This window comes from Streptomyces sp. NBC_00461 (assembly GCF_036013935.1).
GTDB lineage: Bacteria > Actinomycetota > Actinomycetes > Streptomycetales > Streptomycetaceae > Streptomyces.
Genome location: NZ_CP107902.1, coordinates 1,240,433 through 1,261,184, shown reverse-complemented (window position 1 = coordinate 1,261,184; position 20,752 = coordinate 1,240,433). Strand labels below are relative to the sequence as shown.

18 protein-coding genes and 3 pseudogenes are annotated in these 20,752 nt (G+C 67.2%); 16 read left to right on the top strand and 5 right to left on the bottom strand.

Translation table 11 applies throughout. The features are described 5' to 3' along the window. The first annotated feature begins 76 nt into the window (after positions 1 to 76). On the top strand, positions 77 to 1,015 hold the full coding sequence (locus OG870_RS06250; protein WP_266586472.1) for an NADP-dependent oxidoreductase: 939 nt from the start codon (positions 77 to 79) through the stop codon (positions 1,013 to 1,015). A gap of 123 nt (positions 1,016 to 1,138) precedes the next feature. Here OG870_RS06250 and OG870_RS06245 read toward each other — a convergent pair. Beyond that, positions 1,139 to 1,360, bottom strand: a pseudogene (locus OG870_RS06245) (helix-turn-helix domain-containing protein); the annotation flags it as partial. Between the two features lie 44 nt (positions 1,361 to 1,404). Between OG870_RS06245 and OG870_RS06240 the strand changes: the two are divergent. The 11 genes and pseudogenes from OG870_RS06240 to OG870_RS06190 all read left to right on the top strand — a co-directional run bounded on the left by OG870_RS06240 (position 1,405) and on the right by OG870_RS06190 (position 9,027). Further along, positions 1,405 to 2,043 carry an isochorismatase family protein gene (locus OG870_RS06240; RefSeq protein WP_266586474.1) on the top strand — a complete coding sequence of 213 codons (639 nt, stop codon included), beginning with the start codon at positions 1,405 to 1,407 and terminating at the stop codon, positions 2,041 to 2,043. A gap of 153 nt (positions 2,044 to 2,196) precedes the next feature. Further along, complete coding sequence (locus OG870_RS06235; RefSeq protein WP_266841652.1) at positions 2,197 to 3,024, top strand: helix-turn-helix transcriptional regulator; 828 nt, start codon at positions 2,197 to 2,199, stop codon at positions 3,022 to 3,024. Positions 3,025 to 3,293: 269 nt separating this feature from the next. Then, on the top strand, positions 3,294 to 4,244 hold the full coding sequence (locus tag OG870_RS06230) for an alpha/beta hydrolase (RefSeq protein WP_266586478.1): 951 nt from the start codon (positions 3,294 to 3,296) through the stop codon (positions 4,242 to 4,244). A gap of 42 nt (positions 4,245 to 4,286) precedes the next feature. After that, positions 4,287 to 4,840, top strand: a pseudogene (locus OG870_RS06225) (oxidoreductase); the annotation flags it as partial. Positions 4,841 to 4,857: 17 nt separating this feature from the next. After that, the gene (locus OG870_RS06220) at positions 4,858 to 5,415 is read left to right on the top strand and encodes an SRPBCC family protein (protein ID WP_266586482.1); all 558 of its coding nucleotides are present in this window, start codon (positions 4,858 to 4,860) and stop codon (positions 5,413 to 5,415) included. A gap of 199 nt (positions 5,416 to 5,614) precedes the next feature. Next, positions 5,615 to 6,529 (top strand): NADP-dependent oxidoreductase, encoded by a 915-nt coding sequence (locus tag OG870_RS06215; protein WP_266527039.1) that lies wholly within the window; start codon positions 5,615 to 5,617, stop codon positions 6,527 to 6,529. A gap of 347 nt (positions 6,530 to 6,876) precedes the next feature. Then, positions 6,877 to 7,344: a cupin domain-containing protein gene (locus OG870_RS06210; RefSeq protein WP_266527036.1), complete on the top strand. Its 468-nt coding sequence runs from the start codon at positions 6,877 to 6,879 to the stop codon at positions 7,342 to 7,344. Positions 7,345 to 7,486: 142 nt separating this feature from the next. Continuing rightward, positions 7,487 to 7,984, top strand: coding sequence for a hypothetical protein (locus OG870_RS06205; RefSeq protein WP_327690739.1), 498 nt, complete (start codon positions 7,487 to 7,489; stop codon positions 7,982 to 7,984). Between the two features lie 388 nt (positions 7,985 to 8,372). Next, positions 8,373 to 8,591, top strand: coding sequence for a hypothetical protein (locus OG870_RS06200; protein WP_327690738.1), 219 nt, complete (start codon positions 8,373 to 8,375; stop codon positions 8,589 to 8,591). Between the two features lie 54 nt (positions 8,592 to 8,645). Then, positions 8,646 to 8,831, top strand: coding sequence for a hypothetical protein (locus tag OG870_RS06195; RefSeq protein WP_327690737.1), 186 nt, complete (start codon positions 8,646 to 8,648; stop codon positions 8,829 to 8,831). 4 nt (positions 8,832 to 8,835) lie between these two features. Next, positions 8,836 to 9,027 carry a hypothetical protein gene (locus OG870_RS06190; RefSeq protein WP_327690736.1) on the top strand — a complete coding sequence of 64 codons (192 nt, stop codon included), beginning with the start codon at positions 8,836 to 8,838 and terminating at the stop codon, positions 9,025 to 9,027. Positions 9,028 to 9,160: 133 nt separating this feature from the next. Here the strand turns inward: OG870_RS06190 and OG870_RS06185 are convergent, their stop codons facing one another. The 3 genes from OG870_RS06185 to OG870_RS06175 all read right to left on the bottom strand — a co-directional run bounded on the left by OG870_RS06185 (position 9,161) and on the right by OG870_RS06175 (position 10,441). Continuing rightward, positions 9,161 to 9,451 (bottom strand): hypothetical protein, encoded by a 291-nt coding sequence (locus OG870_RS06185; RefSeq protein WP_327690735.1) that lies wholly within the window; start codon positions 9,449 to 9,451, stop codon positions 9,161 to 9,163. Positions 9,452 to 9,980: 529 nt separating this feature from the next. After that, positions 9,981 to 10,181, bottom strand: coding sequence for a hypothetical protein (locus OG870_RS06180; RefSeq protein ID WP_266586490.1), 201 nt, complete (start codon positions 10,179 to 10,181; stop codon positions 9,981 to 9,983). A gap of 104 nt (positions 10,182 to 10,285) precedes the next feature. Continuing rightward, on the bottom strand, positions 10,286 to 10,441 hold the full coding sequence (locus tag OG870_RS06175; RefSeq protein ID WP_327690734.1) for a hypothetical protein: 156 nt from the start codon (positions 10,439 to 10,441) through the stop codon (positions 10,286 to 10,288). Between the two features lie 672 nt (positions 10,442 to 11,113). Between OG870_RS06175 and OG870_RS06170 the strand changes: the two genes are divergently transcribed. Continuing rightward, positions 11,114 to 12,412 (top strand): HNH endonuclease, encoded by a 1,299-nt coding sequence (locus OG870_RS06170; RefSeq protein WP_269649208.1) that lies wholly within the window; start codon positions 11,114 to 11,116, stop codon positions 12,410 to 12,412. Further along, positions 12,409 to 13,854 carry an argonaute/piwi family protein gene (locus OG870_RS06165; protein WP_269649209.1) on the top strand — a complete coding sequence of 482 codons (1,446 nt, stop codon included), beginning with the start codon at positions 12,409 to 12,411 and terminating at the stop codon, positions 13,852 to 13,854. Before OG870_RS06170 ends, OG870_RS06165 begins: the two co-directional genes overlap by 4 nt. 193 nt (positions 13,855 to 14,047) lie before the next feature. Here OG870_RS06165 and OG870_RS06160 read toward each other — a convergent pair whose 3' ends face one another. Further along, on the bottom strand, positions 14,048 to 15,889 hold the full coding sequence (locus tag OG870_RS06160; protein WP_327690733.1) for an IS481 family transposase: 1,842 nt from the start codon (positions 15,887 to 15,889) through the stop codon (positions 14,048 to 14,050). A gap of 118 nt (positions 15,890 to 16,007) precedes the next feature. Between OG870_RS06160 and OG870_RS48115 the strand changes: the two are divergent. Both OG870_RS48115 and OG870_RS06150 read left to right on the top strand, forming a co-directional pair. After that, positions 16,008 to 16,614, top strand: a pseudogene (locus tag OG870_RS48115) (IS481 family transposase); the annotation flags it as partial. 389 nt (positions 16,615 to 17,003) lie between these two features. Next, positions 17,004 to 20,597 (top strand): hypothetical protein, encoded by a 3,594-nt coding sequence (locus OG870_RS06150; RefSeq protein WP_327690732.1) that lies wholly within the window; start codon positions 17,004 to 17,006, stop codon positions 20,595 to 20,597. The last annotated feature ends 155 nt before the right edge of the window (positions 20,598 to 20,752 follow it).

Genomic DNA, 20,752 nt, shown 5'->3' with positions numbered 1-20,752 from the left:
TCGAAGCGTGCTCCAACCACAACTGATTCAAATCTGAATCAGTTCGTTTCCCGCATTGTGAAAGTTGAGGCATGCCATGAAGGCAGTGCGTTTCCACAGGTACGGCACCCCGGACGTCCTGCGCTACGAGGAGGTGGAACAGCCGGTCCCCGGCATCGGAGAGGTCCGGATCCGGGTGGCTGCGACATCGTTCAACCCGGTCGACGGCAACATCCGTGCCGGCTTCATGCAGGGCCCCATCCCGGTGGCTCTGCCTCACACCCCCGGCATCGACGTCGCCGGCACGGTCGACGCGCTGGGCGAGGACGCGGACGGCGTCGAGGTCGGTGACCGTGTGGTCGGATTCCTGCCGATGACCGGCGCCGGCGCGGCCGCGGAATACGTCCTCGCGCCGGCTGGAATCCTGACGGGGGCGCCCACGAGCATTCCGCTGGCCGATGCCGCCGGGCTGCCGTTGGTCGGCCTCACCGCCTGGCAGGCCCTTTTCGACCACGCCGGGCTGAGCGCCGGCCAGCGCGTGCTGGTCAACGGCGCGGGTGGCGCGGTCGGCGGCTACGCCGTACAGCTGGCCAAGCACGCCGGCGCCCACGTGATCGCCACGGCCGGGCCGCGCAGCAGTGAGCGTGTCAAGGCGGCCGGCGCCGATGAGCTTCTCGGCCACGGCCTTCCCGAACTGGCTGAGCCGGCCGACGTCGTGCTCAACCTCGCGCCGGTCGATCCGGCGCAGCTGGCCGCGCTGGCAGGTGTGGTCCGCGACGGCGGTGTCGTGGTGAACACGACGGTGTGGATGCCCGCTCCGTCCGACGAGGAACGCGGCGTGCGCGGCATCGACCTCTTCGTCAACAGCGACGCCGCCCAGCTGGCGCAGCTGGTGGCACTGGTCGACTCCGGCGAGCTGCGCGTCGACATCGCCCGGCGGGTGCCACTGGCCGACCTGCCGGCCCTGCATGCCGAAGCCGCCGCGGGCCCGATCTCCGGAAAGGCCATCGTCCTTCCCCCCGCCTCGCTCGCCTAGGCAGTATTGCCCTTCACAGGGTGCTGCCGTCAGCCTGCTCCCTGCTCCCTGCTCGCGACGCGGCCCTGGGAACGCTCGGACAGGCCCGGCGGCTCTGGCCATCGAGACGATGACCAGCTGTTCCTTCGACGGACAGTTCCGCATCACCAGGCCGCGGGCGACGCCGGCCCGCCGGGCGATCTCCCGGATGACGGCGCGGCTGTCTCCGCGTTCGGCGAACGCGGAGCGTCCGGCCTCCAAGATGGCCGCCTCACTGGCCTCAGGATCCCGTCGTCTACTGATCCGGTTCTCCGCACTCGCCGACCCGGCGCACAGCCGGTCATCGGCAACGTTGAATCCACTCATGCCGCGACGGCCATCAGTGCCGTCGCCAGCCATCGGAGCACCTCGTGAACCTCGAACCACTGACCCCCGAGAACACCACGATCGTCCTGGTGGACCACGCCGTCGGTTTCGCCAACGTGCTGCGGTCGCACGACACGGCGGAGCACATCAACAACGTGGTCGGGCTGGCAAAGACAGCCCTGTGGTACGAAAGCGGCCTGGTCGTGACCAACGGCCGGCCCGACAAGCCGTCCGGGCCGCTCTACCCGCAACTGAGGGAGACGATCGGGGACCACCCCGTGGTCGAGCGGGGCGGCAACTTCAACGGCTTTCTGGACCCGGACTTCGCACGAGCCGTACGCGAGACCGGGCGCCGCAAGCTCGCCATCGCGGGGGTGTCCACCGAGGGATGCGTCCTGCAGACCGTGCTGGGCGCGCTGCGCGAGGACTACGAGGTCTACCTGGTCGTGGATGCCACAGCGAGCCTGACAGCCGAAACCCACGCCGTCGCGGTCGAGCGCATGGTGCAGGCCGGCGCCTCCCCGGTCACCTGGTTCTCCCTGGCCGGGGAGTTCACCGTGGACCACCGTTCCGCGACCGCACCCCACTTCCAGCGGCTGATGCGCGAGCACGTGCCGACCATGGCCATGGGTGTCCAGTCCTACCTGTCCGCCCTCCAGCAGACTGAGCCGAGTTCGGCATGAGGCACGCCGCCCGGGGGCGGATGAGGGCCGTCCGGCTGTCCTTTTGCACGGCTGTCGGCCCAGCCACGGACAACTCGTCCCCTGATGAAGTGGCCCTTCATCCGCTCTCCCGTCCCCGCCAGGATGGGCTTGTCGAAACGAGGAGGACGGACGATGGACCGGGTGTTGCTGGCGGATTTTCTCCGCGCACGTCGTGAGGTGTTGCAGCCGGAGGATGTCGGGCTTCCTCGCGGGCAGCGGCGCCGCACCGGTGGGCTGCGGCGCGAGGAGGTGGCGGCGCTGGCCGGTATGTCGGCCGACTACTACAGCCGGATCGAGCAGCAGCGTGGTCCGGCCCCGTCGGAGCGGATGCTCGTCGCGCTGGCCCGGGCGTTGCGGCTCAGCCTGAGCGAGCGCGACCACCTCTTCACCCTCGGCGGCATCCCTGCGCCCCGGCGGATCATACGAGATGACCATGTCGGTCCCACGATGATGCGGATCGTCGGCGGCCTCTCGGACGTGCCCGCCATCGTGCTGTCACGGTTCGGTGAGGCGTTGCTGCAGACACCTCCGGCGGTCGCACTGCTCGGTGACTTCACCAGCTACTCGGGCCTGTCCCGGTACCTGGTCTACCGCTGGTTCACCGGCGATCTGCAGGTCCGCGGCCTCCATCCGGCGGAGGACCATCCGCAGCGGGGCAGGGTTTTCGCCGCGGAGATCCGGGACGCCTACACGGCCGATCCCACGGGGAAGGCCGGTGAGATCGTCGCGGCCCTCCTCGAAGTCAGTCCGGAGTTCGCGGAGATCTGGCGGTTGCACGAGGTGGGGGTGACACATCACCACGACCTCAAGCGTTACCTGCACCCCGAGCTGGGGGAACTGGAGCTCTACTCCGAGATGCTGGTGGATCCCGAGCAGTGCCAGCAGCTGCTGGTCTTCACCGCCGTACCCGGTTCTCCGAGCCAGGGCAAGCTGCAGATGCTGTTCGCTGTCGGTCCCTAGCAGCAGTCGCCGCCCTCTCACCCTGTAATGCCGCTTCGAAACCGGGGTGTCGTTCAGCCCCCAACGCTTCAAAACTGAAGCACATTACGTGGAGCGAACGTTGAGGTCGTGTCTCCCGGCCGACGGTCGAGCCGGCGCGGGACTCCAGACGGCCAGGTCTCCTGAACCGTCCAACGGTGCACCCTTGCCCGCCAAACCCGGATCTTCCGGGCCCGCTGATTCCACGAATGACCAGATCAGACCCAACCAGCCAAGAAGGCAGGGCAGTCATGTCGCTCAGTTTCGACCCCGAGTTCGCCCAGGTGTTCGCCCCCATGGCCGAGGCCATGGCGGGCGCCACCCCTCCGCCGGTCGGCGATGTCGCCGCGCGCCGCGCCATGTGGGAACCGATCATCGGTGCCGCTTCGGCGGCCCAACCGGTCCCGGCCGACGTCACGACCACCGAGTACTACGCGACCGCGGACGACGGCACGAAGATCACCATGCGCTGGTACGCCAAGACGGACGCTCCCAGCGGTCCGGCCGCGCTGTTCTTCCACGGCGGCGGCTACATCTTCGGCCACATCGACCTGTTTGACGGCCCAGTTGCCCGCTACGTCTCCACCAGCGGGGTGCCGATGCTGTCGGTCGAATACCGCCGAGCACCCGAACACCCCTTCCCCACACCGGTCGAGGACGCGTACGCCGCCCTGCGCTGGCTGCACGAGCACGCCGGCGAGCTGGATGTCGACCCCGCGCGGATCGGTGTGATGGGCGACAGCGCCGGAGGCGGACTGGCCGCGGCGCTGTCGATCCTCGCCCGAGAACGTGGCGGCCCGGCGATCGCCCGGCAGATCCTGCTCATGCCGATGCTCGACGACCGCACCACCACGCCCGACCCGCACATCGAGCCCTACCTGCTGTGGTCCTACGACGACAGCCGCACCGCCTGGCCGGCCCTGCTCGGCGCTGCCGCGGGCGGACCCGACGTACCCGCCACGGCCGCCCCGGCCCGCCTCGACGACGCGAGCGGTCTGCCTCCCGCCTACATCGAGGTCGGCCAGCTCGACGTCTTCCGCGACGAGGACCTCGCCTACGCCCTCAAACTCAGCCGGGCCGGCGTACCCGTGGAGTTCCATCTCCACCCCGGTGTCCCGCATGAGTTCGACTCCATCGCCTTCACCACCGATGTCGCCCGCCGCGCCATCGCCGACCGCGTACGCGCCCTCGCCTCCCTCTAGCCCTTCCCCACCCTCCAACTCGAAACTGCCGCACGGCTCGTCATGGCGCCCATGAGCCGTGACCGCTCCCTGGCGGACGGCCTTCCCAGCGAGCTCAATGTCGAGTACCACCGGCAGAGCGGGCCTCCATGGCCCTGATCATCACCGAGGGCACCCAGCCGTCCGAAGACGGTCAGGGCTACCCGCTGACGCCGGGAATCCACACCGACGCGCACATCGCCGGCTGGCGCAAGGTCACCGACGCCGTCCATGCCGATGGCGGGCGCATCGTGGTCCAGCTGATGCACGCTGGTGTGGGGTGTTGTCCGGGTGGGAGATACGGCCGCGTGGAGATCCACGGCGGCAACGGCTACCTCGTCCACCAGTCCCTCTCCTCCAACGCCAACAAGCGCACCGACCAGTACGGCAGCTCCGTCGCCCAACGCATCCGCTTCGCCATCGAGGCGACATCCGCGGTGGCCGCCGAGATCGGCGCCGACCGCACCGGCCTGCGCATCTCTACCGGCAACCCCTACAACGACATCACCAAGACAGACACCCACGACGTCCACCCGGCGCTGCTCGATGCCATCGACCCGCTCGGCCTCGCCTACCTGCCACGGAGAGCTGAACCATGACCACACTCCTCATCGGCCCAGCCGACAAGACCGTCACCATCACCGTCCAGCAGCGGACCCGCACGGCACCCCAGGACACCTTCCGCATCCTGGTGCCCATCGACCTCCCCACCGTCTTCCGCCCGGTGGCCCCGTTCCCCGGCATCAGCAGCGTGAAGAACCAGACCGAAGCCTGGGACCACGCGGGATCGCGAAGAAACCCGCAGTTCGACGACGGTTCCCAGGCCGACGAAGAACTCACCGAGTACGTACCGGGCTCCGGCTTCGCCTACCAGCTGACCGGCTTCACCAATGTCCTCTCCCGCCTCGCGGCCGGCGTCCGGGGCGAGTTCAACGTCAACCCCGACGGTGACGGCACACTCATCCGCTGGACCTACGAGTTCAAGCCGCTGCCCGGCCGCCGCTGGATCCTGGCCGGTCCCTTCGCCCCGCTCTGGCGCCGCTACATGGTGGCCGCCCTCGACCGGTGCGTCCACGTCATCGAAATCCGAGCGCTGCCGACATCCCGAGGTGGGCGTGCTGGAGCTGCACGGACAGTGACTGGCAGCCCCTGATCAGGCCCGGAGGCTGCCAACAGCGCCGGGCGCGGGCAGGCGGCCCGAAGTTCCGCGGCTCCAGCCCGCAAACGAGCTCATCTAACAGCTAATCGGCCAGCCACATGATTGGCGGCATGTTTTTTGGCGTCTGGCCACCTGATCTGGTTCGCCGGATCAACTCATTGGACCGGATCAACTCATTGAAGGAGACACAGTTATGAAGGCCATCGTTTTCGACACGTTCGGCGGCACCGAGGTCCTGCACGAGGTGGAGACCGAGGTCCCCGAGCCCGGCTCCGGCCAGGTCCGCGTACGTGTACAGGCTGTCGGCGTCAACCCGGTGGACGGCAAGATCCGCTCAGGGATCATGGAAGCCATCTTCCCCACCACCCTGCCCGCCATCTCCGGCGGGGAGATCGCCGGGACCGTCGATGCCGTCGGCGAGGGCGTCGACCATCTGAAGGTGGGCGACGAGGTGCTGGGCTGGTCCGACACCGGCGCCTACGCCCAGTACGCGCTCGCCACTGCGACCGTCCTCGCCCTCAAGCCGGCCGGTCTGGACTGGACGCACGCGGCCGCCCTGCCGGTGGCGGGCGACGCCGCCGACCGGGTCCTGGACCTGCTCGACGTCAAAGCCGGCGAGACCCTGCTGATCCACGGCGCGTCCGGCGCGCTCGGCACCGTCGCCGTCCAGCTCGCCGTCGCCCTCGGCGCCCGCGTCATCGGCACCGCCGGCCCGGCCAACCAGGAGTATGTGACCTCGCTCGGCGCCACCGCGCTGGTCTACGGCGAGGGCCTGGTCGAGCGGGTGCGTGCGCTCGCCCCAGGCGGAGTGGACGCGGTGCTCGACGCCGCGGGCAAGGGCGCGCTGGAGGACTCCATCACCCTGCGCGGCGGCACCGACCGGGTCGTCACCACCGCCGACTTCCGGGCCCGCGAACTCGGTGTCGTCTTCGCCGAGGGCCCGGCGCGGCGCTCGGCGGCCCGGTTGGCCGAACTGGCCCGGCAGGCCGCCGACGGCGCGCTGGCGATCACGGTCGGCGCGACCTACCCGCTTACCGACGCTGCCAAGGCCCAGCAGGCCAGCGACGCCGGCCACAGCCGCGGGAAGCTCGTCCTCACCGTCGACTGACCTCCCCCGCAGGGGCCGGCCCCGCACGGCCGCCTGCAACCAGCCGGTCAATTCCATCTCCAGTCAGTCCGTATCCACGCGATACGCGGATACGCCGTGTGCGGCCCACACCGTCCCCTGCTCCGCCCATGTCCCTCCTATGTCCCTCCCTACCTCACCGGAGGTGAACGCCAGCTTCACACGGTGTGCGGTCCCACTCACCAACTCACAGCATCAGTCAAGTTCAGGCCTGCGAGTCAGAGCACCGGGATTCGCTCTGGGGGGGGCGAATCCCGACCCCTTGCCCCGCTCCGCAGGAGTCCGATTCCGCCCCGGCCTGAAGGCCGGAGTTTCCCTGGAGGTCTCCGATGACCATGGCCTATCTGGCGCAGCCCGAACAGCAGCAGAAGCTGGAATGGCTCGACGGGGGAACGTTCTCCGTGCTGCTCGACAAGGAAGCCACCGAGGGCAAGCTGACCGTGGGCCGCTTCGACGTCGCCAAGGGCGAAGCCCCGCCGTTCCACCTGCACACCCGCGAGGACGAGGTGTTCATGCTGATCAAGGGCACGGCCCTGGTGTGGTCCGGGGAGGAGGAACACGAGCTACGTGAAGGCGGGATTGTCTACCTGCCCCGCAACGTCCCGCACGGCTACCGCATCACCTCCGACCGCGCCGACCTTCTGATGATCGCCACGCCCGGAGGCATCGAGGGCATGTTCCGCCACGCCGGACGCGACCTCACCAGCCCGCGCCCCGACGGCTTCGAAATCCCCAAGTCCCTCCTGGCGGAGGCATCCGAGCTGTACGGCGGCGTCATTCTCGGCCCGCCGCGCTGAACCGCTCACGGACCCAAGCGGTGCCGCCCCGGCTGCCGCCTGCTCTTGAAAGCGCTGCCTCCGGGACCACAGCGGGTCCGTTCCCTTCCTCACTGCGACCACCGCCGCCCGGCGTCGAAAGCCGGTTGCTCAGGAGACCTTCATGCCCCTCCCTGTCCTGTTCGGCGCGAACGTAGAGCCGAACGCCCTACCCGTCGGCCGCTCCAGTGAGCAGGCACTACTCATCGACGGCCGTCCTCACCCTGGAGCTGACCGCCTCAACCTGAGGAGAAGCCTCACCGGCTCCTATACTCCTGGCGTGTTTGATACGCCAAACCTCTTCCACGTTTCGTCCGTGCTCAATCGCCGGTCGATCGCACAGCATGGTCTGGATTGGGACCGGATGAGGGCCGCACGGGGAATCGCCGGCAGCCGCCGTCCTGAGGTGGAGGGGATCTTCGTCTGTCGGGGCGAGGAGGAAGCAGAGTTCTTCTTTCAGATCAACAACACCGGTGGGCCGGTTGATCTCTGGTCCGTGAACGGCGTCGATGAGGGGTCGCTCCTCGACAACGGCAACGGATTCGTCTACCTGCCCGGCCGCATACCAGCCGCGCGAGTGCGCCTCGTGCGATCAGACGTTCCTCCGCAGCTTGGTTTTTGACTTCGCGCGGCGGTACGGCTGGGGGTAGGCCCACGCGGAATCTGGATGCGAGCTCGGCGAAGGTGTGGTTGCAGCGCAGGTGCGCCAGCCTCGTCAGCGCCTGGCGGCTGCAGGTCAGCCGCCACCGGGTGCCATCTGTCGTCGCCGAGCGGCCGACCCCCGCCGCAGCAGCCGCAGCGCGGAACTGGACAGATGCAGCCCGGATGGGTGGGCAATGAGCCGGGGCTCTATGCGGAGAAGGTTGCTGTTAGCCGACCACCCATCTACCTGGGCTTCGTTGTCCTGTCACCGCAACCCCTCGATCTCACAGCCAGGTTGGAAGGGGCTCATTGAACCCTTCCGCGTGGCGCCGGACGGCCGACCGTTCCGGAACGAGGCCGGCAGCTATGTGGACGCAGCTGCATATGGCACAACGTGGGCGCGGGCACGGAAGTACGTCCTGACCCGTACAGAACTCGCCTCCAAGCCGGTCAAGCGGCACTCCGATCTCCGGCACGCCGGGATCTCGTTCTGGCTGTACTCCGGTGTGGACCCCGCCGAATTCGCTCGTCGCGCGGGCCAGAACATCGAGGTCCTCTTCCGCCACTACGCCAAGTTCGGTCCGTGACTGGTCCGGAAGTACTGGTCAGGATCGGGACGGTGGTGGGAGGAACTGGGAGTTATGACGACCAAGTACGGCGCGGCCTACAAGCTCGGCGACTTCACCGCCCCGGTGACGGCCACCACCGAGGGTGCCGAGCCGGTCGCGGTCACCAACCAGGGCCAGGAGACCTGGCCGGCGGGCGGCAACTACCAACTGCGGTACAACCTGTTCGACGCGGACGGCAAGGAGATCACCGCCCGGTGACAGCGTGATCCTGGACGCGAAGATCGCACCCCTGACGCCGGCCACTTATTCGGTGGTGTGGACGATGGACGACGTCGGTGTCAGCCGCTTCACCACCGCCGGTGTGCCCGGCGCGGGCGTCAGACTCTCCTCGGTGAGCATCCCGCCGCAGCTGACCGCGGAGTCCCCGAGCAGCGGAGTCACCGTGCCCCCGTGACCGACGCTGTCATCCTGCGTCGGTCACGGGGGCACGGGGGCGTGCTCGGGGGTCAGGGTGAGCAGTGTGTGCAGGCGGGTATCCAGGGGGCCCGTGACTGTGTGGACCGGGATGCCTGTTGTGTGAAGGGTGGTCAGGAGGAGGCGGTCCGAGAGGGGGCGGAAGTGTTCGCTGATGGGGGACGGGTCGTCGTGGAGAGGAATCCCTCCGGGTAGGCGGCCTCGGCGAGGAGCCGCTCGGCGTGGCGGCGGACGACGAGTTGGATCAGTTCGGACTCGGTGGTCTGTTCCAGGGGCTTGGGCCGGCTGCCGGCGGGGTCCCGCATCGGGGTGCCGTGGGCGGCGGGCAGGCCGATGCGGGCCGTGGCGGCGGTGATCAGGGTGGTCTTGCCGGCTCCGTAGGCGCCGACGACGGCGATCCTCACAGCATCGCTCCTGGTGGGACAGGGTTCGGATCGGGCAGGGGGACGGCGGGAGGAGCGGGGGCCTTGGGCAGCCGGTCCCAGCCGTGGTGGGCGGCTAGACGCCGCAGGTCCTGGTCGTCGCCGACGATGACGGCGCGGCCGGTCAGGGAGAGCAGCGGGGCGTCGGAGACGTGGTCGCCGTAGGCGGTGGAGGAGTCCAGGTCGATGCGGTGGGCGGCGGCCAGTTCCCGTAAGGCCTCCGATGTGGCGCGTCCTGGGCCGGGTGCTCGACCTGGCGGTCGCCGGTGATCCCCGTCCGCTGGTCTTCTTCCAGGGGGACTACGCCAGACTCGCCGGTCGGTGAGGCGCGGGGGTGGTCCGGCGGGGCGCCCGTCAACGCGTGCACCCGAGGTCGGTGTGGCGCTGGGTCAGTGCGTCGCGGGGTACGCCGGCTTCCTTGGCCAAGGCGACTACCGTCAGAGCACCGTTGGAGTGCTGCGGCGTCCCTTGCAGGATGCGGTCCATGGCCGCGCGGGTACGGTCGCGTTCGTCAGGTGCGTGGGTCACACGGTTCCGTCCTGGAGGGTGACCCGGGCGCGGGCTGAGCGTCGGCGAGGTCGCGCAGGCGTTCAGCGTTGCCGTGCAGGGCGTACGCGGGGACCTGCTCGGTCTGCGGCGCGGTGGGGGCATTGCCGGGTGCGGGGGCCAGGCTGGTGCGGGCGTGGGCGGTCTGGCGTTCGGTGTCGGTCATGGGGGGCCGGGGCGTGCGGCGGTTCCGTGCGTGCGGCCGAAGGTGTCGGCGATCTGCTGCAGGTGGTTCACGCCGTGCAGGTAGACGCTCCTGCCGGTGTCGCGTTAGGTCCTGACGGCCACGGTGGTGCAGCCGTCGTCGGCGTGGGCCTGGATGACGAGGCGCCCCAGGCAGATGTCGTCGCGACGGCTCGCGGGGGTGATGTTCTCCGGCGCCAATTGGTCCGCGACTGGTCCGGACGGACCTCCGCGGGACGCCATAGAGTGACGGCAAGAATCCAACTCATTACAGCGGGTAGCTGGCGTGTCGGATTGCCTGGAGCGCAACGATGCCTCCAGGCAACCGACTTCAGGCTCTAGAAGAACCCAAGTTTCTTCGGACTGTACGAAACAAGAATGTTCTTGGTCTGTTGGTGGTACAGCCATTGCATGCCCCTGACCAGGGTAAACGCGTAGTTCGTAGGGGAGTTGACGGACGGTGGTCCGCGTATGGTCCGGATCTTGAACGTGGATTGTCGAGGGCGAAGAGCGCGTAGATACGCCGCAGGCTTCAACCCGGTGGGTGAGCAGATGGATGTTCCGCGTCGCCACACGGATCGCTCCACGCCAACGGGCCAGTGGCCAGGACGAGTTCGAGTTGGGCACTCCTGATGGGTGATGGATGGTGGCTCGCACGACGATGGCGCGGATGTGCTGATGCGTCTGCCGGACTGCCGGAGCATGGTGATTCAGAGCAAGCGCTACTGAGTGCCTTCGGCGTGTCGTGACCCTCTACTCTCAGTGGCCTCTGGGCGGAGTTGGTGAGGACTCGTTCAGGCAATGGCTGCGCAGTGGGTGCCGCGAAGCGGCCGAGTCCCGGGGGTTCGCTTGTTGTGCGAGGGAGGGCCATTGTCAGAGGTCGTCCGTAGCATGTGGATACCCGGAGGAGGTGTTGTGGCCGTACCTGTCGCGCAGCAACGCAAGTTGACTCAGCGTTCTGGCAATATCTGTGCCTTTCCCGAATGTGGCTTGCTTCTGACGGCCCAGGGGGCGCCGCAGGACCCCGTTGTGGTGCTTGGCGAGATGGCCCATATTGTCGCGGAGAGCCCGAACGGTCCGCGAGGCGATTCGCCGCTGACGCCGGAGGAGCGCAACCGGTACGAGAATCTGATCTTGCTGTGCAATCAGCATCACCAGTTGATCGACTCCGATGGTGCGCTTGCGAAGTACACAGTGGAGCGTCTGCAGGCCATGAAGGAGACACACGAGCAGCGGATCGAGCGCAGGCTCGGCGGGCGTTCCAATGTGCCGTCGGAGCTGCCTCCGATGGTCAGCGACACCGTGTACAGCAATGTGCTGCCGGTCACGCAGATGCCGCGATATATCTACGGAGCCCCTTGCTCTTCCGGCCGGGAGAACGAGGTACGGTCGGCCCCGGCGTCTGCCGGAATGATGACGCCGTTCATCCTGCGTGAGGGGCGGTTGTGGGCTTTCCAGGACCTGCGTGACACAAGGAACCCGTTCGCTGGCGTGGTGGCGTGCACGGAGACCGAGCGCTTCTCCACCAAGGAGTGGTGGACGGATCCCGACAGACTGGGATGGTACGTCGCGCTGCTGAACCGGTCGCTGAACAAACTCACCGGACGTCTGGGACTGCGGCTTGACCACGACCACCACCGCTACTACTTCGAACCTGAGGAGGCCGGCGTTGAACGTTCCGTTCCGTACCGGCCATTGAACGCCAGCAGGGCGACCCGGGGCGTCGTATGGCAGCCCAAGAAGCGAGCGACCGGAGAGCCTCGCAACTACTGGCTTCACCGTGCTGTTTCGCTGCGCTTCTTCCTCGTCGGTGACAACCAGTGGTGCCTGAGCGTCAGACCCGAGCTTCGTGTGACCTCCGACGGCTTCGAGTCAATACATGCCAAGTACATCGGGCGGCAGGTGACCCGGAAGAAGTCCCGCCTGTTCAACCACGATCTCCTGGGCGAAGTGCAGTTCTGGCGGGACTTCCTCGGCAGGAGCACTCCACGGATCTTCTTCCCCTTCGGCACAGACAGGCAGAATCTGATCGTCTCGACGTCGCTTGGCAGCGGGCAGGTGCGCTGGCCGGGCATTCCCGCCGAGCACGACATGCCCTTCAAGAACGTCGAGTACGTGGACGACCTCTTTACCTGGGCCGAGGCGGGAGGTCTGGGCGAGGACGATGATCCCGCAGGCGAAGACGACGAGGACGCGGAGGAGACGCTGCGATGACGGCACGCCCTGCTCCACCGAGTGTCTCGCCGGTCGGCTCGCCGTCCCTCATCGCGAGTACCTACTTTCCTGAACCGCTGCTGCAGTTCGCCGACGACGGTCTGCACATCGACCCCAAGGCCGGCATCGCACGCTACGGGCCGCGTTCCTGGACGGCATCAGGCCGCCACCCCACCCGGCTGCGCGTGGGGCTGATCGGTACCGCAGAGCTCGTCGAGGCGGCCCGTACCTGGATGAGCAGTCGCGCCGAGGGCGTACGCGGAGACGTGCACAATCCGGAGTTCCCCGGGTGGATGCCCGATCGCGGGTTCTTCTCGTCGCTGGAATTCGACGATGCGTGGAATGAAGAACTCGGGCAGGCCGAACTGCGGCAGGTACTGGAGATCAAGTCACAGAAGGAGCGCTTCCACGCTGCCCTGACCCTGTTCGAGACCAAGTTCCGGCAGTTGGCAGAGCGTGACAGCGTCCCCGACTACGTGGTGATCGCGCTGTCCGACCAGATCGTGACGCGCTGCGGCACGGCCGACTACGCCAGCAAAGAGACCGGCGCAGTCCATCGGGACCTGCGCCGTGCCCTCAAGGCAAGCGCGATGAAGTTCCGCCTGCCGACGCAGATCGTCCGGGCTCCCACCCTCGACGGGCGCGACAGGACACCGCCCTCCCGCATCGCGTGGAACTTCTTCACTGCGATGTACTGCAAGGCGGGAGGCTATCCGTGGAGTCCGTACGGACTCACACCGGGGACCTGCTACGTCGGCATCGGCTTCTACCGGCCGCTGGGCAGCGCCGCTGCGACGATGCAGACCAGCCTCGTGCAGGCGTTTGACGAGCGAGGGGAAGGGCTCGTTCTACGGGGACACGAATTCGAGTGGGATCCGAACAAGACCGGGAGCCGCTCGCCTCACCTGACGGCCGACGGCGCGCACCAGCTGATGGCACTGGTACTCGACCGGTACGAGGCGGTGATGAAGCAGACCCCCGCTCGCGTCGTGGTCCACAAAACCTCGCGATACTGGCCAGACGAACGTGATGGCTTCCGCGCAGCAATCGAGTCCCGCGTGCGGCGCTACGATCTGATGGCGCTCGAGGCGCAGAGCCGGGTTCGTCTCATCACCACCTCGAAGTATCCGCCGCTGCGCGGAACCCGCTTCAGCTTCGGGGAGCTGGACTACCTGTACACGACGGGCTACATATCCGCGCTCAACGAATTCCACGGGATGCACGTTCCGGCGCCGCTCCAGGTTGCTGATCACGTCGGGCAGGACTCTTCACGGGACGCCCTATTGAAGGAAGTTCTCGCGCTCACCAAGCTCAACTGGAACTCGGCCGCACTGGGCGGGCTCCTGCCGATCACGATCAAGTTCTCCGGGCTGGTTGGCGAGATCATGAGGGAGATCCCATCTGACCGGGAGCCACTGCCTCAATTCAAGTTCTACATCTGAATGCGCAGGTGTGGGTCGCGCTCGCTGGGACGCGCGGGTCTACCTCCCAGTCTCGCCTCCAGCGCGCGCATCGCGCGCCTGCGACGCCGAGGCGCGGAGGGCCTGCGCACCTGTTCCAAGGCACCCAAGCACAGCCCGAACGCGACGCACGTCGAGTGGTCGGGAAAATCATCTGCCTTGTCGGTGTGAGGTCTCAGGACTTCCTTGACGGTTCGTCGTCAGGAGATCCTTGACGGTCCTTCTGGGTGCCCATGCCTTTGACGTAGAGCCTGGTGATCGGTCCGAGGTTCTTGCGGGGGCGGACAGCGAGTTCGTCCTCTCCGTGCAGGATCCGGTAGTGGGTGTCCTCGATGACGACGGTGACGATCTTTCCGGCATGCCGCGGGCCGAGCTTGATGAACTGGCCGTTGATCATGAAGCGTCCGCTTGCATGCACCTTGCGCTGGGCCCGGATGGAACCGGTCGGCAGGGGCGGAGGCGGCAGCGGAGACGTCGCCGTCCGTGCCCCGTCGATCTGCCCCAGACGGTCGGCCGGAACGGGACAGGGCCACGTTCCCGTCAGGGCGTTGTCGGCGATGGCGTGCATGAGGTGTCCGTCGAGACGGAGGGTGATCGTGCGGCCGGCGAGAGCGAATCCGACCTGGTAGCGGCCGCCGGCCAGGGCGACGATCCCGTCGCGATGGACCTTGCGGTCGACCTCGACGGGTTCGCCGGCGGCGAGGATGGCCGTGCCGCTGCGGGCCCTGGGCAGGGCGGCGGGTGCGGGCTCGGGACCGGCCGGGCGGGCGCCGTAGCGCATGGTCAGGTAGGCGAGATCCTCCGGCCGCAGCCGGGACGGGACCGTGGTGACGAGGTGCCCGTCAAGGAGGAAGTGGACGCTGCGGTGGTTCGCCCAGACCGTCAGCGTCCTGCCGGCCAGTGCCTGGTGGATACCGACTCGCTGCCTGCCCGACACCAGGGTGATCTCGCCGCTGGGAGGCACCCGCACCTCGAACTCGATCGCGGTGCCCTGCGGCGGCAGGACGGGCGGTTCGACGACCTCGACGGACACCTCCGGTTCGGCGACTGCCTGTTCAGGATGCTGGTGATCGCGGCCGGCGGCGGTGTGGGGCCGGAAGAGGCTGATGGGGGTGGCCATGTTCAGGGCTTGGTGCGGGCGCTGGTGGTTGTAGGCGTGCACCCAGCCGTCGATCGCTTCCTGGGCCGCGGCCAACGACTCGAACGGGACGACGTGATCGAGGAATTCCTCGCGCAGGGTGCGGTGAAAGCGTTCGATCTTGCCCGTAGTGGTGGGCGAGCGCGGCTTGGTCAGCCGCTGGGTGATGCCGTTTTCCCGACAGATGCGCTCGAAGAGCACCTCCACCGGCTGGGGGCGAGTATGGCGGCCGGTGAACTGCTTGCCGTTGTCCGTCAGGACCTCGAAGGGCACCCCGTAGCGGCGCATCGCGGCGGTGAAGGCCGAGCACACCGCGCGGGCGCTGGGCACGGCCACGACAGAGGCGATCACGACGAAGCGGGAGTGATCGTCGATGCCAGTGACCATCTTGCACTCCCGGCCGTCGACCAGCGGAACCCCGCCGACCAGGTCCATCTGCCACAGGTGCATCGGCGCCTCACGCTGCCACCGGCGGTATTTGCGCGGGTGCTGCTGTTCCTGGGTGCGGACCAAGCCGTTGCGGGACAGCACCCGGTGGACCGTGGCCCGCGACGGCGCCGACTCCAGCCCCCGGCCCGCGAGTTCGTGAACGATCCGGCGGGCACCCCACCGGGGATGCCGGCGACGCAGCTCGCAGATCTCGGCTTCCACCTCGGCCGACAGGCGGGTGGGACTGTTCCGCGGGCGCCGGGAGCGGTCCAGCAGGCCGGGCATGCCTTCCTGCTCGAACCGCCGTCGCCAGCTGTGGAGAGTCTGACGCGAGGTGCCGTACCGGGCTGCGACCTCACCGATTGGAGACCCGCCCAGCACCTCGCGGACAGCCCGGTAGCGGTACTCGGCCAGCTGCTGCACATCCACGACGACCGACGAAACCACCACGGCCACACCGATGTTCGGGAGATGACCGACGTTCAGCCGAACGTGTCAACCATGTCCGGAGGACAAAGGGTCAAGCATCTCCTGAGACCTCACACCGACACTGCCTGAGGCAGGCTGCCACTTCGGGCCCGGGAAGATCGCGATGCCTCAAGCCGTACCACGAGGGTCACCATCAGCAAGTCGGGTGTGCGGCGGATTTTCAACCGACTGGACATGGGCCGGCTGCCGACTTCGCAGCGCTACAAGCGCCACGACCGCCGATGGAACCGGTACGAGAAGCAACTGCCAGGCCCCCGGGTGTAGATCGACGTGAAGTTCATCGAGCCGCTCGCCTCGATGCCCCAGGGCGGCGCGGAGGCCGCAACAAGTACTTCCAGTTCACTGCCATCGACAACTGCACCCGGCTGCGCGTGCCGCGGATCTACCCGACGCTGAACCAGGCCACCGCCATCCAGTTCCTCGACTGCGTCATCCAGCGCCTGCCGTTCCAGGCGAGGTCATCCAGACGGACAACGGCGCCGAGTTCCAGTCCGCCTTCCACGGCACGTGCTCGACAAGCGCATCGCCCCACCTACATCAAGCCCCGAACACCACGGCTGAACGGCAAGGCCGAACGCTCCCAGCGGGTCGACGCCGAGGAGGTCTACCGGCTCCTCGACGGCGCCATCATCGACGACGCCGAGGTCTTCAACGACAAGCTGCGTGAGTGGGAGGACTACTACAGCGCCTCAAGCAGAAGACCACGGCCCAGGCGTAATTGGTGATCGTCAGTTGCCCAGCGACTCTAGCGACATCCGGGTCAAGGAAGTCCTGATACTGCACAGCCACCTGCACACGACAATTTTGAAGTGGGTTTTCGGACACCAGCTTTCTATGCTGGCGTACTCAAGAGAACGGGGGCGATGTGGGCAAGGGCCGGAAGAAGACGGGGCGGACAGCTCCTCAAGGGTTGGGCCGACGACTCGCAGGTATGGACATGGCGAGTATGCAGGCTCTGCTCACTGCGGCGGGCGCCAGTCCCGGGACCCGGCACAGGTGGGCGTCTGTCGGGTACCTCCTTCAGCAAGTGCTTGCTGTGCCGCCAACCGGGCGGTCGTCCGCCAAGGCTGTGACCGTGGGCGGGCTACTGGATGCCTGTCGACGGGAAGCGCCCTGGCTGGCTGGACTGGAAGATTTCGTTCCGTCCGATCCCCGTCAGGTTGTGCTCGCGCGGCTCGGTGACGAGGTGCTGCGGCTGGCTCCGGGCCAGGTGGAGAGGCCACTGGCCGACGTCACGCGGTGGAAGACGGTGGCTCAGGCGACAGATTCGGTTCTTGTGCCTGAGCTGGGATTCGGGATCTCCGAATACGTCGAGGTGGGATTGCGGTACGCCGATCTGGCCATGCGGGCACTAGCTTCATCGTGGCCCGATGGGGACGTGCCGACCGAGGGTCCTGCAACGCTGACCGACGAGGAACTCGTGGCGGCGCAGGTGCTTGTGAGTAGTCAGGTGGACGCGAGGGTCGCCCCTTCCGAGACGTTCCGGGCCGCGCTCGACTGGGCTACCGCACAACAGGGGGAGCCGATTTACGACCCCCGTTCCCCGCAGAGTACGTTCGGCAAGTACCTGGCCGTTTCCCATCAGCAGTCCGACGGTGGCGCAGCGAGATTCTGGCTACCGTTGGGCTTCCTGCCCGAAAGCATGGGGCAGGGCGTCGTTGATCTCGCTCGGCACGCCGCCTCGGCAGAAGCGAACGTCAGCCTGCGATTTGCCCAGCTCGCAGCTGAACGTGCACGCCGAGCTCTGTGGCGGTTCTCGGACAAGATTGTCGGTCCCCCTGACACAAGCAGCGGCCCGGCTGTCTCCCCTCGCGACGTTGTGCAGTGGGTGGTGATGTTCGGCCCTGCCAGGGCGTTGCTGGTACAGCTGTTCGCCCGCCCTCATCTGACGGATGCTCCCTTCCGGGAGGAACCAGCAGTGCTGCGGATCAGCGAGCATGCCCGTGCCCATCCGGACGAAGAGGTTCGTGTGCCGCTGCCCGGTGGGTCCCTGACCCTTCCCGCAGGGACGGAGGTAGTTCCCCTTCTCCTCGTCGCATCTGCCGGACATCTGGTTGCGCCCCAGCGACCGGGGCTTGCCGCCATGTCCCTTGAGGATCTGCTCTGGGCCTCGACCACCGCCGACAGCGACACGGATCTCTATACCTTTTGCCGTGAACTTGCGGCGCCGGACAGACCCCACATGGTCGTCTGGGAGGCGTTTGACCTATGGGAGTGGTGGCGCGGCAACAATAAGACGTTCTTCAGTGGCGGCAGGGCCCCGGACTTGATGATGGTCAGCCCTCACCACAGCGCCGCCGAGTGGGAACGCGGCCAGCGCCTGCAGGAACTCGAGCAGGCGCTGGCCCTGCTCACCCTGCCGGGAATCGACTCCTGGGATGCCTTGGACCCTGTTGGACAGGGCCCATACGGGATCTACGAGTGGCGCCGAGCGCATGCGGATGAGGTAACCCGACCGCCGGACCACGACCGCCCTGACCTGTACGGCTGGCGGATCCGGGCCGGCGCCCCTGCTGTGGCCATACGTTCCGCGCACCCGGCGTGGGGCGACATCCATCACCAACTTCTCCACGACCTCGCAGGCTCGTACGCCTTCGGCTTCGAGCAGGTGAATGATGCGTGGAGAGCGGCGCATGACGAAGCCTCACCGGTCGGCTACATCCTCGAAATGCGGCCCGTTACGCCGGACGATCGTGATCGCGCCGATTCCATCCGGGTCGGATCTGCCGAAGCACAGTCCAGTGCGTACGGCCGGGTGATCCATGCTGAGTTCCTCGTTGACTGTGAGTTGCTCGCGGAGCAGACCGACCGTGACGCCGCAACTACGCGGGATGTCATGGCGCAGACGATCAAGTCTCTTCTGGAGCAGAGCGATCTGCCGGCGAGTACGGTCGACACGGTGGCAACGGCCTGGCACGTCGCTCCGCCCACACTTGCGATCCGCATCATGACAGCGCCGGTGAGCCGTCCACACCTTGCCCGTCCGTGGCCGGTAGATGCCCATCTGGTAGGCATGATGGACCAGGAGGTGGCCCGTGCTGTGCAGGCAGCTGGCATCGCACCCGGAACGTACGTGGGCCCACAGGCCAAAGTGCTTGACCGTGATGTGCTGGCGCCAGCCGCGTTGGATGCTCTGAACCGTCGTCTCGCTCAACACTCCGCTGACGACCTTGTCACTGTCGGGATGCGGCAGATCGAACGCACCTTGGCGACGAAGAACCAGCAATTCCGTGATCTCGAACAGTCCTCCCGCCTTCTTTCGGTGGCCTGGGACCCACTGGAGCGTCAGACAGAACTCGAGCAAGAGCATCTGTGGTTGAGGCGCAGCAACGAAATCGCGATCGAAGCAGCTCTGCGCGCTCAACCCACTGGAATCCGCCGCGTGGATCAGTACGCGTGGATGGAGATCACCGCTGCGGCCTCCGCTTATCTGGCCGCGACGATGCGGAGCGAAGCGATTCATCATCAAGTTCGTCCCACCGGACTGAGAATCAGCGACGCATATGAGATCACCGTGGTGACCGACTTGGCCGATGCCGATGCCGATGCCGATGCCGATGCCGATGCCGAGTCGGGGAGCGCAGGCTCCCGGGTGTTCGATCTGGACCTCAGCGCGTTCAGACGGGCCCGAGCGGCTCACATGCTCGCGGCTCCGGCGATGCTCGGCAGTCACGAGCAGACTGACGAGGTTGGCGCAGCAGCCGAAGTCGTTGACGAGGAACAGATCGACGAACTCGTCGATCCAGCTGTTGATGCCGCCATGCTCGCCGCATACGGAGCATCAGTGAGCGATATCTTGCAAGTCCTGTTCTCTATGGCCCAATGGCCGCTGGAGCCTGACGATCCGGATGCGGTGGCCGTCCCCGCAGATACCGTCCGGCAACACCTGCACGACACGTTGCGTCTCGCGGCGGAACCTGACGGACATGCCCGTATCGCTGCTGCTCAGGGGCTCCTCACCAGTACATCCTCCGCGCTGCAGGCTGCCGACTGGAAGCCGTGGCATGCGCGCAGCAGGCAGAAACGACTCGTCGTCCAGCCCCTGGCCGAACTCAGCGATGGGCAGCTCGTCGTCAGCCCGCAGCTCTGCTACGCGAGTGCAGGCATCTACGGCAACTTCGTGGCTCAAGGAATCCTGCCTTGGACACAGCCTCCGCCCCCGCGCCGGGTGGCAGACGCTTTGGAGGCGGTTCGTGACCGCAAGAACAGAGCCCTTGAGACCGAGGTGGCACAAACGCTACGGGGGGCTGGCTACGTGGTCGAGGAGCGCATCCGGGAGCAGGATCCCCAGCGCCTAGGGGTTCCCTCGCTCCAGACCGAGATCGATGTAGTCGCTGGGCGCGGGGCTGACTCGGTTATCTGGCTGATCGAGGTGAAGGACCCAGCCGACGTCCACGTGACACCAGAGATCCGACGCCATCTGGACCGTTTCTACGTCGACCACCGAAAACCGTGCTATGCGGCACAACTCCAGCGGAAACTCGAAGACCTCGCACCCTATGCCAACGAGGTGACGGCGGCCCTTGGCTTGCCGACGTCAGCTGAGCCGCGTGTGGTCAGGGCAATTTTTGTCACCCGTGCGCCGGTGCCGGCGGGATTCGTCGGGGGCCCCTTCACATTCCACACGTTGAGGGATCTGGCGGCTGCTCTGGGCGGCGCCACCAGCTAGCCGCCGGGAGCAACTGCTCCCGGCGGGACCAGTCCCCCTAGCCGGGATCAGCGGTGATCACGAAGCGGCCCGCAGCGAGTATGTGCCGAACGACGGCGAAGCGTAGGCATCAGACGGGTGATCGGCTACACAAAGGTGAGTAATGCCACCGCTAC

Bases quoted from the DNA above. Each gene is read 5' to 3' on its own strand.
- OG870_RS06250 (WP_266586472.1), top strand. From the start codon at position 77: ATGAAGGCAGTGCGTTTCCACAGGTACGGCACCCCGGACGTCCTGCGC.
- OG870_RS06205 (WP_327690739.1), top strand. From the start codon at position 7,487: ATGCCCCTCCCTGTCCTGTTCGGCGCGAACGTAGAGCCGAACGCCCTA.
- OG870_RS06215 (WP_266527039.1), top strand. From the start codon at position 5,615: ATGAAGGCCATCGTTTTCGACACGTTCGGCGGCACCGAGGTCCTGCAC.
- OG870_RS06195 (WP_327690737.1), top strand. From the start codon at position 8,646: ATGACGACCAAGTACGGCGCGGCCTACAAGCTCGGCGACTTCACCGCC.
- OG870_RS06165 (WP_269649209.1), top strand. From the start codon at position 12,409: ATGACGGCACGCCCTGCTCCACCGAGTGTCTCGCCGGTCGGCTCGCCG.
- OG870_RS06235 (WP_266841652.1), top strand. From the start codon at position 2,197: ATGGACCGGGTGTTGCTGGCGGATTTTCTCCGCGCACGTCGTGAGGTG.
- OG870_RS06175 (WP_327690734.1), bottom strand. From the start codon at position 10,441: ATGGCGTCCCGCGGAGGTCCGTCCGGACCAGTCGCGGACCAATTGGCG.
- OG870_RS06230 (WP_266586478.1), top strand. From the start codon at position 3,294: ATGTCGCTCAGTTTCGACCCCGAGTTCGCCCAGGTGTTCGCCCCCATG.
- OG870_RS06220 (WP_266586482.1), top strand. From the start codon at position 4,858: ATGACCACACTCCTCATCGGCCCAGCCGACAAGACCGTCACCATCACC.
- OG870_RS06180 (WP_266586490.1), bottom strand. From the start codon at position 10,181: ATGACCGACACCGAACGCCAGACCGCCCACGCCCGCACCAGCCTGGCC.
- OG870_RS06210 (WP_266527036.1), top strand. From the start codon at position 6,877: ATGACCATGGCCTATCTGGCGCAGCCCGAACAGCAGCAGAAGCTGGAA.